A 14,100-nucleotide genomic window follows, 5' to 3' on the forward strand; every position below is an offset into this window, starting at 1 on the left:
ATTCAGTTCTTCTCCTGACTTGAACTGCTTCAGAAAGTCATCATTCAATAATTCTTCTTTCTTCATCTCTGTGTAAATTTAAGTAAACAAAAAATACCGGGAGATAACCCTCGGTATTTTAGACTTTACTCAGTTTATGAGATAGTGCTACCGTTAACGTTAAATGCTTTTCCTTCCTTGTAATAAACTATATAACTACTCCTATTGAACACTCGCTACGCTTCTCGAACAGTAAGCCCGACGCTTTACAGCCCTCAATCAATTCTATGCATTCTCAGTAAAAATAAAAGCCACCCCAAAGGAGCAGCTTTTAAGCGGAAAATCAACAATAGAAAGGAACAATCAGTCCTGCGTTGTATCTTTTTCAAATGACCAGCCAAAGGCCAGGCCAAACACATGATAAACCAAAACAAATACCCCGGCAGCAAAAATCGTATCTCCAATCACCCGTAACCATTTCAGCGTTGCCATAAAGGGCTGCTGCATAAACTCGGCCGAACGGGCATACCACAAACCAAACTTAACACTGGCCCAGGTTTGTGCCAATCCAACCGGCAGAACACTAATCAACACCATCAGCAAAAGGCCAATATTAATGGCCCAAAAAGCAAACTTAATTGGCTTCTCTTTCCATTCGCTTTTCAGATTCATATCTCGCAACACAAACAACATCAAGCCAATTCCAAGAAAACCATAAACCCCGAATAAAGCAGTATGACCATGAACCGGAGTGGTATTCAAGCCTTGCATGTAGTAAAGAGCAATGGGTGGATTGATCAAAAATCCAAAGATTCCGGCTCCCAGAAAATTCCAGAACGCAACAGCAATAAAACAATAGATCGGCCACTTGTAAGCTTTTACCCATTCCCCCGAACGACTCAAAGTCAGGTTATGGTAGGCTTCGAAGCCCATTAATACCAGCGGGACAACTTCAAGCGCGCTGAATGTAGCCCCCAAGGCCAACACGGCTGTGGGCGTTCCGGTAAAATATAAGTGATGGAAAGTTCCCAAAATACCTCCACTCAGAAAAATGATGGTGGAAAACAAAACCGTAGTGGTGGCTATCTTCGAACCAATCAGCTGCATCCGTACAAACAGGTAAGCAATAATCACCGTTGCAAATACTTCGAAGAATCCTTCCACCCAAAGGTGAACCACCCACCAGCGCCAATATTCCGCAATAGCCAGGTGTGTTTGCCGCCCCCACATCAGTCCGGCACCGTAAAACGAGGCAATGGCGATAGATGCAATCAGGAACATGATGAGCAGGTTCCTATTTTCTGACCGCTCGCGCAAGGCTGGTAACAGGGCCCGCCCCATCAAAAACAACCAAATAAATAAACCAATAAACAGAAAGATTTGCCAAAAACGCCCTAGTTCAACGTACTCATAGCCTTGGTGTCCGAACCAGAAATTCTCAACCAAACCCAGTTTCTGCATCACCCCAAGCCATTGTCCGGCCAATGATCCGACAACAATAACCAGCAAGGCAAAAAACAACAGGTCAACTCCCAGCTTCTGAAATTTGGGTTCTTTACCGGCAATGGCCGGAGCAAAAAACAAGCCGGTAGCCAGCCAGGAAGTAGCAATCCAGAAAATACCAATTTGAACATGCCAGGTTCTGGATATGGAATAAGGCAACCATTGATCCAGCGGAATGCCATAAAAAGCACTGCCTTCAACCCCATAGTGAGCCGTAATAACTCCGGCAATAATCTGCACCAGCATCAGCAGAGAAACCACCCAAAAATACTTTAAGGTAGCTTTCATCGATGGAAACAATTTCATCCCACTAACCGGGTTCACTTCCGGCACGGGCTGATGTTCTTCATCACCTTTGGAAGAAGCATAGTACCACGACAACCATCCAATACCAGCCAGCAGAATAATTACACTGAAACCCGTCCACAAAATCAAAGCACTGGTCGGTCTATTGCCTACCAGTTCTTCCGGGGGCCAGTTGTTGGTGTACGATATTTCCTGTCCGGGGCGCTCCGTTACCGTAGCCCATGTCGCCCAGAAGAAGAAAGCATTCATTTGATCCATTCGTTTCTGTTCCTTAATGGTATTCTCCGGAATAGCATAAGCTTCCCGCAGAGCAGCTTCCTCAGGGCCATCCTGAAACAAACCGGAATAGTGCTTACTAACCTCCCGGATAGCCAAAGCCCGAAGTTCTGAAATAACAAGATTTCCCGTTGACTCGTCGTAGGTGTTGGTTCGCATTTCCTTTTGAACCCGAGCCTCCAGAGCCGCTTTTTGCTCTTCATTCAACAGCTCATAAGCCTTTCCAAAATCTTTTTTGCCCCAATAGTTCAACAAAAACATGGCCTCCCGGTGAAGCCAGTCTGCTGTCCAGTCTGGGGCCTGGTACGCACCATGCCCCCATACCGTTCCTAACTGATGTCCACCAATTGATTGCCATACATTCTGACCATCCTTAATGTCTTGCCCACTAAAAACAGTTTTTCCGGAGCTTGTCACCACCTGATCAGGCATTGGTGGAGCCTGCCGGTAAATTTCGTAACCATAAAACAAAAGTACCGCGAAAGACAGCACCATTACTGCGGTAAATCCATACCATAACTTCTTCGTGCTCATAAAATTTTAGTTTAGTAGATATTAACCTCCATTGATCTTCTATTGCAAATATAAAAAGATTGCGTTAGATTTGTAGATCAATGGATGTGCTTATCCACAAATATTTTTACAAAGTCTTTATCCCTAAAAATTAAACGTCATGATTAGCTTAGAAACACCCGTTGGCGAAATTGCCAAAACCCATTTTCAAACCGTTAAAGTTTTTGATGATTACCAGATTGACTTTTGCTGTGGAGGAAAAGAAAGTCTGGAAAGAGTCTGTCAAGAAAAATCGCTCAATCCTGGCGAGGTGATTAGCCGACTGGAAGAAGCCATTCAGCAACCGACCAATGCCCCTAACTTTGATTCGATGGAACTGGTCGACTTGATTCAGTACATTATTAATACCCACCATAGTTTTGTCCGGGAGACCATCCCACTGCTTTCCCGGATGCTGGATAAAATCGAAGAAGTACATGGCGAACGCCATCCTGAGATTATTGAGGTAAATGCCCATTTCAAAGAGTCGGCAGGGCAATTGACGATGCATATGCAAAAAGAAGAAATTGTTTTGTTTCCTTTAATTGAGAAGTTAAGCCAGTTGAAGCGAGAAACCAAAACCATCACGATTTCCAACAATGCGTCGGTAAACAACCCCATCAATGCCATGATGCAGGAACATGAAAATGAAGGAGCCCGTTTCGAAGAAATAGCCCGTTTAACACAAAATTACACCATCCCACAGGATGCGTGCAATACTTATCGGGCAGCTTATGAAACCCTGCACTCTTTCGAAAAAGACCTGCACCGGCATATACACCTGGAAAACAACATTCTTTTTCCAAAGGCAGCGCTACTCGAGCAAGAAGTTGTGAAAAAGAACTAAATTTGCGTTCAAACAAAAAAAACATGCTTTCAAAATCTGCAGAATATGCTATTCGTGCACTGGTTTACATCCAAATGCAAAATTGGGAAGGAAAACGTCCGGGATACCGGCAAGTAGCACGGGAGATTGATTCTCCGGAACATTTCACGGCAAAGATTCTTCAGATTATGACCCGCTTCAGTTTGATTTACAGCTTGAAAGGGCGCAATGGTGGTTTTACCTTTGATGAGCAGGATGGCCCGTTAAAACTGTATCGGGTTATTGTGGCCATTGACGGTGAAAAATCCTTTACACGCTGTAGTTTTGGATTTAAAAATTGCGATGCGACCAACAAATGTCCGTTGCACGATGAATTTTCCAAAATCAGAGACAACTTTGCGGAGATGGTAAATAAAGAAACCATCCAATCGCTGGCTCAGCGCATCAAAGCCGGCGAAGCTGTTTTAACACAAAAAATCCATTAAAATAGAGTAGGAGGGAAATTAAATAGGTTTTCCTCCTTTTTTATTTCCTCTGGCTAGTGCTAGTCGCTAGCGAGGCCCAGCTGTATTATGCTTAAATTCTCTTATAAAAGTTCTTCTGGCTTTTTATATAATACTCAGGTGTAATTTAAGGCAATCATACCTTTACTTTCTGTCTGTTCAAATATAGCAACTCCAGTCTGATTTGGATTGACCACTCCTTTTTTCGTTTCATTAATTCTAGGGAGATCTGTATTGAGGATTCTTGTTACACTCAAATTTCTGACAAAGTTATTAATCACTTCCCGGAACGGTAAAGGGGAACTCGCTTTTCGCGGCTCGTTTCCTTCGGATGCGTTCAGCTTTTCATTTTTCACACGGCACATACTCTCCGCGCGAAAACCTGACATGCACCCCATTGACCTCATCCGGGACAGCTCAATAGAGGTACGCCAAAAATTTAAGTTTAATGGCGTGCCAGAGATTTCCTTGGATACTTCAAGGGTGCCAAAATAAGTCTGCAGGGCAGCAGCATTTTCCAATGAAAACTTCATTTGATATTTATGAAATGGTTACCAACCTGATTGTTGAGCGTTTGGAAAAAGGTGTTATTCCTTGGCAAATGCCGTGGAAAGTAGAAAACGGGTTACCGCAGAATATGATTCACCGTAAAGTTTACCGTGGTTCTAATTTCTGGTTTCTTCTGACGGTTGCCAGTCAATTTGATTCCCCGTTTTTCCTCACCTTCAGGCAAGTGCAAGAACTTGGAGGTCATGTTTTGAAAGGGCAGAAAGGATTTCCTGTTGTTTTTTGGAAGATATTGGAAAAGGAAGAAAGTATTGACCAAATTCCGTTTCTAAGGTATTACACCGTTTTCAATCTGAAACAAACCGAAGGAATTGATGAAGGTAAAATTCCATTGACCGAAGCCTACGATCATGATTTTAATCCGATTGATCAGGCTGAAAAGTTAATTGAGTGCTGGTCCGATTGTCCGAAAATTAGCCTTGATCAATCTCATGCGTTCTATTCCCCTTCCGGGGATTATATTGGAATGCCCAATCCACGAACCTTTTTTAAGGATGAACAATTTTATTCAGTTCTATACCATGAATGCACACACGCAACGGGGCATATCAAACGAACCGGGAGGCATGAAAAACTACCTAATCATAAGTTCGGCTCTTCAGATTATAGTATTGAAGAACTTGTTGCTGAAATGGGGGCTGCTTACCTGTGCTACCTCACCGGTATTCAGAATGCCACAATCGATAACAGTGCTGCTTACATTAAAAGCTGGATCGGGAAATTAAAGGAGGATAAAAAGTTATTGCTTACAGCTTCGTCAATGGCTCAGAAAGCAGTTGATTACATCCTGGAGCATCGGACTGAACCGGACGGACTGGTAAGTTTACAAGGATTGGGAGCATTAGCGAAGGCCGAATAGCCTTCGCCTTTTTTACTTTAGAAATTACAGGAATGGCAATTAATCTTTGGGAGGACTGGTCTGGACTTGATTTAATTTCGATTCTAATAATTCCATGTCCTCTGCAATTTTCGTATCCAATACTTTGGCATATATCTGGGTTGTTTTTAGCGAAGAGTGCCCCAGTAACTTTGATACGGTTTCAATTGGAACACCATTGCTGAGGGTGACTGTCGTTGCAAAAGTATGTCTGGCAATGTGCATGGTAATATTCTTATTGATATTGCAGATATCACCTAACTCTTTGAGGTAGCTGTTCATTTTCTGGTTCGTCAAAACCGGAAGGAGAATTGCTTTGCCGGATATTTTCGGATAATCTTCGTATTTCTTTAATATCTCCTTTGCTTTGGGGAGCAATGGTATCCGACACCGGTTATTTGTTTTCTTTCGGTCGATAATAATCCATTCCCTTCCATCATTTTTTTGTTGAAGATGAATTGCACTGAGTTTGGCTATATCAGAGAATGAAAGCCCCGTATAGCAGGCGAAAACGAAAATATCACGAACAACAGCCAACCGTTCAATCTGGATTTGCTTTCCTTCAATCCTCTTCAACTCATCGCTTGACAGAATCTCGCGATGAGTTTCATCCAAGCGAACTTTAAATTTTGAATAGGGATTTTTATCGATGTAATCCAAAGAGATTGCCAGGTTTAAAACCCGTCTGAGGTGTTTGTGATAATTCCATGCCGTATTTTGGGAATTGTTGAAGTTCTTTTTGATGAAAACATCAAAGGCATTAAGGAATTTATAATCAATGGATAAAGCTGAGATGTCTGAACGTCTTAATTTCTTGGTAATAAACTCAGACAACCTTTTTCTGGACGACTTATAGTGTTTGTAGGTTTCCATTGAATAGCCCTTGTTTAGCTTTGCAAGGATGCTATCCAAATAATAATCAAAGACGTCCAAAATACCTTTGGAATCCTGAATTTTCAATAGTCTCTGCTTGATGGTAATTACATCAAACTCCTCATTAGAGGATCTGAGCTGGTTGAAAATATCTAAGATCTCGATTTTAATCCGGTCAAGGTTTTCATTCAGAATCTTTGATCCTTTGACTTTGCTATTAATCTTTTGCCTGGAAATATCCCAATGCTCCGGTAAAGCGTATAGGCCAGTTGAGAGTTCGGTTCGACTACCTCGGTATGTGTACCTTACACAGATCGATGATCGGCCATCTTCTGATTTTCTGCTTTTTCGTAATAAAAAGTTGATACTAATCTTCATGGTGCAACAATAAAAAAATCAAAAACTAAGTCCTTTGGACTAATTAAAATACCTCATTTTGACTTTTTTAAAAAGCGGCAAAATGAGTCAATGTGAATCAAATAAAATGTTTTGAGTCAATTTGTTGCGTGATTTGCCGCGACCAGAAGTTTTTTTGGGTGGCTTGGTCTCGATTTTGTCGCGTTTTATTTGTTTTCCGCGACCAATTTTTGATTTGGTCCCTTAAAACAAAAGCGCTTAAATCGTTGAATTTAAGCGCTTTTGTTTTAATTTGAATCTCTAAGTGTGCCCAGTAAAGGACTCGAACCTTCACGTCCAGATGGACACTAGTCCCTGAAACTAGCGCGTCTACCAATTCCGCCAACTGGGCATTTCTGTTAAGAACGTAACCGGATGTTAATCCGTGTCTCAATTGTGTGTGCAAAACTATAAAAAAATCCAGAACGACGACACTTTTATTTAAAAATATTATCGCCAATTAGAGTCTTTTATAGCTGCTATTATATTGCGTATTGATAATCAATTCGTTTTCGTCGACAATAAAAATGAACTGTTCAACCTTTGTTACGGCCGGCGAGCTCATCGGGTCCAAAGATTTTGTTCCTTGACTGATGGTTGTTTCAGGAAGCCGCTCTTCTTTGGTGAAAATATACTTGGTGTGGTCATTGTTCATTGGGATTTTTGATAGTGGAAGGTTTGAGAACATTTCGGTGACTTTTTCTATCCGTTCACCTTTGAAATCACGATTAAGTTTGCTTTGCATGCTGCAACCTGCTGCGATAATCAATATAAATAGTATACCCAAAATTCGATTCATAGTTTCCAAGTTAACTGTTTGCTGAATGGAAATTCAAAGGTAGAAGAATTCTATTTGTTAAAATGCAAACAAAGGCTAATAAATGTGTAAAAACAGGCACGAAGTATTGTGTCGTGTGATGTTGTGGGATGGCTACTTTTGTTTGGAGAGTGCAGCTGGATTGTGTGAGGAGTGCGTCAAATATTTGTCGAAGAGACGAGTAAGCAAAAATGATTGCCGGCAGAATTTTCTGCCAACAACCATTTTGCATAAATCAACCAATAAGCAGACAATCAACTACTACGTTTTCTTAAAGTTTCTTTTTCATATTGTTGAATTTCAGCAATGTAATCAGCTCCGGAGGGAACCCCTTCCTGCAGGCAGTAGTAGTCCCAAACAGCAGCGAAAGGCATTGTTTTCAATTCTTCCAACATAGCCAGGCGTTCAAAGTTTTGGCCAGCCTCTTCCAGTTCAACCAGTGTTTTAGTTGGCTCCAGCATGGCAATAAGGAAGGCTTTTTGCGCGGCACGTGTACCTACCACATAAGCGCCAATCCGGTTGATTGAAGCATCGAAGAAGTCTAAGCCTACATTGACACGGCTCATAAAGTCGTTACGAACAATTTCTGAAGCGATTAGCTGCACGTCTTCATTCAGGGTAACCACATGGTCAGAATCCCAGCGAACCGGACGTGTTACGTGGAGCAACAGTTCATCGACAAATTGCAAACAAGACGAAATTTTGTCGCCAACCACTTCTGTTGGGTGAAAGTGCCCGCTATCCAGGCAAATCAGCTTGTTATTTTTGATGGCGTAGCCTAAGTAGAAATCATGCGAACCAACAGTCATTGACTCAACACCAATACCGAACACCTTGCTCTCTACGGCGTCTTTCATAAACTCTTTTGGGTATTCTTCAGCAAAAGCTTCATCGAGCGACTTGCGCAGGGTGGCACGATAACCATTACGGTCTACAGGAATATCTTTTGTTCCGTCCGGAATCCAAGTGTTATGCACGCAGGGAGTTCCCAGTTGTTTTCCCATTTCAGCCGAAATTGCCCGGCAACGTTTAACGTGTTCAACCCAAAACTTACGGTTTCCTTCATTTTTACTCGATAGGGTAAAACCATCTTCTGCTTTTGGGTGTGAGAAGCAGGTTGCATTGAAATCCAATCCTATACCGCGGGCTTTGGCCCAGTCAATCCAACTCTGGAAGTGCTTGACTTCAATTTGGTCCCGATCAACAAATTCGCCTCCAAAATCTCCGTATATTGCGTGCAGGTTTAAGCGTTGCTTGCCAGGAAGCAAGGACATGACCTTGTCCAAATCAGCTCGCATTTCTTCAATCGTACGTGCCTTTCCAGGGTAGTTGCCAGTTGTTTTAATACCGCCGCCGCCAAGCTCAGCATCGGGAGTTTCAAAACCACCTACGTCGTCGGTTTGCCAGCAGTGCAGAGAAATAGCCAGTTCGCCCATTTTTTTCAGTGCAGCATCCGTATCCACACCAATGGCCGCATATTGTTCCTTGGCTAGTTCATAAGCCTTTTTAATCAACTCTGTTTTACTCATATTTATAGAAATTTAATTTTTAGATTTTTGATAAATGGATTTTGAAGCTCATTAGCTGAGCCTTCCTATTTCATATAGAAGACCTCTTTTAATGGAATGCTTACCGGTGAATTATCCGGATTGGTTTTCATGATATCGGCCATAAAAGCCCACCATTGTTGCACAATCTCCGTTTTTCCAAGATTTTGAGAGCCTTCTTTCCCGTGCGTATGCTGGAAAGCAAAAAGCGTGTTGGTTTCTTCGTCTAAAAAGATCGAATACTCACTGATACCGGAATCCTTCAGGAGCTTTTTCAGCTCGGGCCAGATTTTCTGGTGCCGCTTGATGTATTCTTCTTTTTGACCATCATTCAGATACATCTTAAATGCTAAACGACTCATGCGATTGGTGTTTTAATTTAAGAAATCACTTTTCGCAATACCCATGATGATGATGGATAACAGAATCAGACCAATTCCAAGAAAAATGGCCGACCGCGTTTTACTCGAAACGCCTGCCCATTCTTTTCGGTAAAAACCCCAGAAGTTGGCCGTAAGAATAATCGTAGACATGTGTAAAATCCATGAGCTGGCGCCGTTTCCAATTTTTGTTTCACCCATTCCGTAAAAGAAAAACTGAAGGAACCAGGTGGTACCGGCTAAGGCACAAAGCAGGTAGTTTCTGAGTAATGGCGAAGATGAATCAACAAAATCACCCCCGGTTTTATTTTTCAGAATAAGAGCCACTGACCAGATTAAATTGGTTGTTAATCCCCCCCAAAGAATAACCAAAAAGATGATGTTATTTTCGAACAGGTAAGTGCCGTCGCTAACAAAGGGAAAATTGTTGGATACAGCAATTTCACGCACGGCTTCTCCCATTTGCTTACCGGCATCGATACCAAAGCTGAAGAATGCACTTAAAATACCCGAAACTCCGGCAATAATTAAGCCTTTGGTCAATTTAAACTCTGTGTTTACGCCATCTTTATGGCCCAGAAGATCCTTGTCTTTCATCAGTCCGGCTTTTCCACAAAGAACAATTCCGACCATGAGTACCAGGATTCCGAACAAAACCACCTGACCGCTTGCGGTTGACAGCATATCGGTAAAAGAATCTCCTGCAGGTAAAACTTCGGCTAAATTTCCAACATCGCGAAGAATTGGTAAGCCCAGCGAACCCACGAGCGAGGTAATTCCCAATAAAACCGAATTACCCAACGACATTCCCAGGTAACGAATACCCAAACCATAGGTCAGCCCTCCGATTCCCCAAAGCACGCCGAGAATGTAAGTTGTTCTTAGGACGGAAGAATCAGCAGCAGCTAAAATTCCCTGCCATTCCGGAGTGGTTAACAAAACTGCGATGAAAGGCATGATTAGCCAGGAAAATAATCCTCCGACAATCCAGTAAACTTCCCATCGCCATTTTTTAACAAGATTATACGGCATGTACCAGCTTCCGGAGGAAGCGCCACCGAGCGAGTGAAAAATAATTCCTAAAATTGCTTGCATGTTTAGTTTGATTTAATCCTGTGAAGCCACAGGAATTTAGTAATTTTGATTTTGTTTGCTTACTAGTCCAATTTCAAAAGTAGCTTGATTAGTAGATTTGAACAATGCACAATCTGGCAGATAGTTTGCACTTTTTGATACCAATTATGAATGACTTTTTTAAATACCTGACCGCTGGTGAGGAGGATCAAAACTGGGGATTGTATTTGAGTGTGGCAGGTGCCTATCGGGCTATGCCCGAGAAGGCTTATCCGCCCATGAAGCACCCCAGTGGGTATTATTTTAGCTGGGATGGTGGCCGGATTCTGCAGGAATATCAGCTTAATTACATAACCCAGGGGAGTGGCGTGTTTGAAAGTCGGGAAGGGCGTTTGCCTATACGGGCCGGCGCTGTTTTGCTGATTAAGCCGGGAGAATGGCACCGTTATCAGCCCAGCCGAAAAAGTGGCTGGCAGGAGCACTATATTGGCTTTGACGGGGAGCTGGCTTCCCGCTTGTTGACGCATCCGCTGTTTAACCGTAATCCGCCGGTTTTAAATGTTGGGGTGCGCGAAGATTTGATTGATACTTACTATAAGATTTTTGACCTGGTGAGTGATGAGAAGCCCGGTTTTCAGCAGATTGCCTCGGGCTTGATTATGAAAATGCTGGGACAACTCATTTCCATTGAAAAACAAAAAGAATTTACCGGGAAGCGTATTGAAGCGATTATTGAAGGGGCCCGCTTTAAAATAAGGGAGCAAGTTGACCAGACTTTGGATATGAAAGAACTGGCACATAATTATAACATTGGCTACTCCTATTTTCGTAAGATGTTTAAAAGCTATACGGGCATGTCGCCGCATAAGTATCATTTGGAGTTAAAAGTGATGCGTGCCAAGGAGCTTTTGCTGGTGACGGATAAAAGTGTGAAGGAAATTAGCTATGAGTTGGGTTTTCAGTCCATTCATTATTTCAGTCGCTTGTTTAAAAACAAAGTAGGGAAGAGCCCTTCCGAGTTTCGTTGTTAAGAACAAAAAGCTTTAAAAACGAATAAATTGTCATTATGAAAAAGATTGCACTGGGAACAGACCATGCCGGTTACCGTTTGAAGGAAGCTATAAAAGCATTCTTGCTGAAAGAAGGTTATGAGCTTGTGGATTTGGGAACTTTCTCGGAAGAGGCCGTTGATTATACCGATTATGTGATTCCTGCTGCTGAGGCGGTTGTCACCGGCCAGGCCGATTGTGGGGTTGTTTTTGGAGGAAGTGGTAATGGGGAGGCTATGGCCGCCAATAAGGTGAAGGGCATTCGCTGTGCGCTTTGTTGGAATGAAAAGTCGGCTGTGCTTGCCAAGGAACATAACAATGCCAATGTGATTGCTTTGGGCGGGCGAATGGTTTCGGAAGAAGAAGCAATCAAATTGGTTGCAGCCTGGCTGGGAGCCAACTTCGAAAACGGCCGGCACTTGAAACGTATTCAGAAATTAGCCGACTACGAGGGCTATACCGGTCCGCTAGGCTAGCATGTGGATTTTGTTGCTTCCATCTTGAGTAAATATTCCACTAACGGTTGCTTTTAATTTTAACAATTGGGTTTTGGTCGTTTTGAAAGAGTTGAGAAGCTAAAACTTCGGAATATAAAAAAGCCCAGGCAGGCAAAAAAAAACTTGTATCTAGACTCAGCTCATTCTAAATTTGCAGCACAGAAAAGCCACGATGCATGCATGCGAAAAAGAAAATTCATCCGAACGAAAAATCAAACTTACATCCACGAAATAAAAACCGATGCCGCTATGATTTCCAACGGCTGGTAACTGCTTGCTCCGAATTGAAGCCCTTTGTACGGCTGAATGATTATGGTGATGAATCCATCGATTTTGCAGATCCGAAGGCCGTAAAAATCTTAAATAAGGCCTTGCTTTTGGCTAATTATGATCTGGCATATTGGGAGATTCCTGACGGTTATCTCTGTCCGCCTATTCCTGGGCGCGCAGATTATATCCATCATATGGCGGATTTGCTTGCCCGTTCAAATCAAGGTAAAATCCCCAGTGGAGGTACCATCACCGGCCTTGATGTCGGTGTTGGAGCCAATTGTATTTACCCCATCTTGGGGACACTGGAATACGGTTGGTCGTTTGTTGGCGCAGATATAGATGCCGTGGCTCTAAAGTCAGCTGCCAACATTGTTTCAAAAAATGAGGTGCTAAGCGGGAAAATAGACTTGCGTCAGCAACCCAATTCGAAGGATATCTTTCGGGGGATTATTCGTGCCGATGAGCGTTTTGACCTGACGATTTGCAATCCCCCCTTTCATGCTTCGGCAGCGGAGGCGCAGGCTGGAACACTTCGGAAGCTGCGTAATTTGAACAAGCAAAAAGGCGGCAAGCTCAAATTGAACTTCGGAGGTCAGAATAATGAATTGTGGTGCGAAGGGGGAGAAGCAAACTTTGTGCGCAGAATGATTCAACAAAGCCGACAGTTTGCGAATTCCTGCTATTGGTTTTCTACTTTAATTTCCAAGAAGGAAAATCTTCCGACAGTCTATTGCGCTTTGAAGCAAGCTGAAGCCGCTGAAATAGAAACGTTGCCAATGGGACAAGGCCAAAAAAACAGCCGCATTGTAGCATGGACATTTCTGACAAAAGAAGCGAGAGCCAGCTGGAGAAACAGCCGATGGAAGTGACGGCAAACTGAAAGGACTGAATATGACAAAGGCAGCGCAATCGGAATAACCGACTATGCTGCCTTTGTTGTTATGGTGAAGTTAAAAACCGGTATCCAGCCAGGTTTCTAGTTTGTTTTCTTGGTAAACTTGGTCAGAATAACAATTTGTTGTCCGTTTACGCGACCTTCAATGTGTTCCGGATTATCGTGCACCAATGAAATTCCGCGTACAGCCGTGCCTCGTTTGGCTACAAAGCTGGTTCCTTTTACGTTCAGGTCTTTGATCAGCACAACAGTATCGCCGGCTAAAAGGGGAACTCCATTGCTGTCCATGTGTTTCGGGGCGTCATCTTGTTCTGCTCCGGTGCTTTGTCCTGTTTTGGCCCATTCCAATACGTCTTCTTCCAGGTAAAGCATGTCCAGCAGGTTTTGCGCCCAGCCTTCATTCCGAAGTTGGTTTAACATGCGCCAGGCCATGACTTGAACAGCGGGCTCCTGGCTCCACATGCTGTCGTTCAGGCAATGCCAGTGGTTGACATCCAATTGGTCTGGATTTTCAATTTGTGTCAGGCAGTGGTTGCAGACAAGAATGCTTTCATCAACCGATCCACTGGTTTTAGGGGGTACTTCATAAGCTTTCAGTTCTTGGTTTGATCCACATAATTCGCATACCGATCCGCTGCGCTCCAGTAATTTTTTCTCCAGGCTCATCTCGTAATAATTCTATGGTTATGATTTTTTGTTTTTTATGAGGGGGCAAAGGTAAGGCAGAATGCTTAGATTGGAACACTTCAGGCCGTTTATTTTCAGAAAAGCACTTTTGATAGGTGTAAGTTTGAAGGTCAGTCCGGATTGGTTAAAGTTGATGTAACCGATTTATTTGGAGTGTGTTTGAGAAATTTGAAGCAAAAAAAAGGAGGCCGTATCGGCCTCCTTCTATGCTTGTTTGATTGGA

The 14,100-nt window shown here is 42.8% G+C and carries 14 protein-coding genes and 1 tRNA gene; 6 read left to right on the top strand and 9 right to left on the bottom strand.

Translation table 11 applies throughout. The features are described from left to right. Positions 1–342 precede the first annotated feature (342 nt). A complete protein-coding gene (locus Q1A18_RS06100) occupies positions 343–2,598 on the bottom strand; it encodes a nitric-oxide reductase large subunit (protein WP_299578040.1) in 2,256 nt (751 codons plus the stop codon). A gap of 139 nt (positions 2,599–2,737) precedes the next feature. Between Q1A18_RS06100 and ric the strand changes: the two genes are divergently transcribed. Next, positions 2,738–3,463 carry an iron-sulfur cluster repair di-iron protein gene (gene ric / locus Q1A18_RS06105; protein WP_299578041.1) on the top strand — a complete coding sequence of 242 codons (726 nt, stop codon included), beginning with the start codon at positions 2,738–2,740 and terminating at the stop codon, positions 3,461–3,463. A 23-nt stretch (positions 3,464–3,486) separates the two neighbouring features. Further along, positions 3,487–3,927 carry an Rrf2 family transcriptional regulator gene (locus tag Q1A18_RS06110; RefSeq protein ID WP_299578042.1) on the top strand — a complete coding sequence of 147 codons (441 nt, stop codon included), beginning with the start codon at positions 3,487–3,489 and terminating at the stop codon, positions 3,925–3,927. A 134-nt stretch (positions 3,928–4,061) separates the two neighbouring features. Here Q1A18_RS06110 and Q1A18_RS06115 read toward each other — a convergent pair whose 3' ends face one another. Then, the gene (locus Q1A18_RS06115; RefSeq protein WP_299578043.1) at positions 4,062–4,478 is read right to left on the bottom strand and encodes a hypothetical protein; all 417 of its coding nucleotides are present in this window, start codon (positions 4,476–4,478) and stop codon (positions 4,062–4,064) included. Here Q1A18_RS06115 and Q1A18_RS06120 point away from each other — a divergent pair. After that, complete coding sequence (locus tag Q1A18_RS06120) at positions 4,466–5,371, top strand: zincin-like metallopeptidase domain-containing protein (RefSeq protein ID WP_299578044.1); 906 nt, start codon at positions 4,466–4,468, stop codon at positions 5,369–5,371. The genes Q1A18_RS06115 and Q1A18_RS06120 overlap by 13 nt on opposite strands. A gap of 39 nt (positions 5,372–5,410) precedes the next feature. On the opposite strand, the gene Q1A18_RS06125 is transcribed toward Q1A18_RS06120, so the two are convergent. The 6 genes from Q1A18_RS06125 to Q1A18_RS06150 all read right to left on the bottom strand — a co-directional run bounded on the left by Q1A18_RS06125 (position 5,411) and on the right by Q1A18_RS06150 (position 10,497). Beyond that, on the bottom strand, positions 5,411–6,640 hold the full coding sequence (locus Q1A18_RS06125; RefSeq protein ID WP_299578045.1) for a site-specific integrase: 1,230 nt from the start codon (positions 6,638–6,640) through the stop codon (positions 5,411–5,413). A gap of 286 nt (positions 6,641–6,926) precedes the next feature. Continuing rightward, positions 6,927–7,010: transfer RNA gene (locus Q1A18_RS06130), tRNA-Leu, on the bottom strand. A gap of 108 nt (positions 7,011–7,118) precedes the next feature. Then, positions 7,119–7,457: a hypothetical protein gene (locus tag Q1A18_RS06135; RefSeq protein WP_299578046.1), complete on the bottom strand. Its 339-nt coding sequence runs from the start codon at positions 7,455–7,457 to the stop codon at positions 7,119–7,121. Between the two features lie 272 nt (positions 7,458–7,729). Continuing rightward, positions 7,730–9,004: an L-rhamnose isomerase gene (locus tag Q1A18_RS06140; protein WP_299578047.1), complete on the bottom strand. Its 1,275-nt coding sequence runs from the start codon at positions 9,002–9,004 to the stop codon at positions 7,730–7,732. A gap of 65 nt (positions 9,005–9,069) precedes the next feature. Continuing rightward, the gene (gene rhaM, locus Q1A18_RS06145; RefSeq protein WP_299578048.1) at positions 9,070–9,384 is read right to left on the bottom strand and encodes an L-rhamnose mutarotase; all 315 of its coding nucleotides are present in this window, start codon (positions 9,382–9,384) and stop codon (positions 9,070–9,072) included. A 12-nt stretch (positions 9,385–9,396) separates the two neighbouring features. Then, positions 9,397–10,497: an L-rhamnose/proton symporter RhaT gene (locus tag Q1A18_RS06150; protein WP_299578049.1), complete on the bottom strand. Its 1,101-nt coding sequence runs from the start codon at positions 10,495–10,497 to the stop codon at positions 9,397–9,399. 146 nt (positions 10,498–10,643) lie between these two features. On the opposite strand from Q1A18_RS06150, the gene Q1A18_RS06155 reads away from it, so the two are divergent. From Q1A18_RS06155 to rlmF, 3 genes are all read left to right on the top strand, one after another. After that, complete coding sequence (locus Q1A18_RS06155) at positions 10,644–11,507, top strand: AraC family transcriptional regulator (protein ID WP_299578050.1); 864 nt, start codon at positions 10,644–10,646, stop codon at positions 11,505–11,507. A gap of 35 nt (positions 11,508–11,542) precedes the next feature. After that, positions 11,543–12,001: a ribose-5-phosphate isomerase gene (locus Q1A18_RS06160; RefSeq protein ID WP_299578051.1), complete on the top strand. Its 459-nt coding sequence runs from the start codon at positions 11,543–11,545 to the stop codon at positions 11,999–12,001. 197 nt (positions 12,002–12,198) lie between these two features. After that, the gene (gene rlmF / locus Q1A18_RS06165; RefSeq protein WP_299578052.1) at positions 12,199–13,164 is read left to right on the top strand and encodes a 23S rRNA (adenine(1618)-N(6))-methyltransferase RlmF; all 966 of its coding nucleotides are present in this window, start codon (positions 12,199–12,201) and stop codon (positions 13,162–13,164) included. Between the two features lie 107 nt (positions 13,165–13,271). On the opposite strand, the gene Q1A18_RS06170 is transcribed toward rlmF, so the two are convergent. Next, the gene (locus Q1A18_RS06170) at positions 13,272–13,856 is read right to left on the bottom strand and encodes an alkylphosphonate utilization protein (RefSeq protein WP_299578053.1); all 585 of its coding nucleotides are present in this window, start codon (positions 13,854–13,856) and stop codon (positions 13,272–13,274) included. Positions 13,857–14,100: the final 244 nt, after the last annotated feature.

It is taken from the genome of uncultured Sunxiuqinia sp. (assembly GCF_947495665.1).
Classification (GTDB): Bacteria; Bacteroidota; Bacteroidia; order Bacteroidales; family Prolixibacteraceae; genus Sunxiuqinia; species Sunxiuqinia rutila.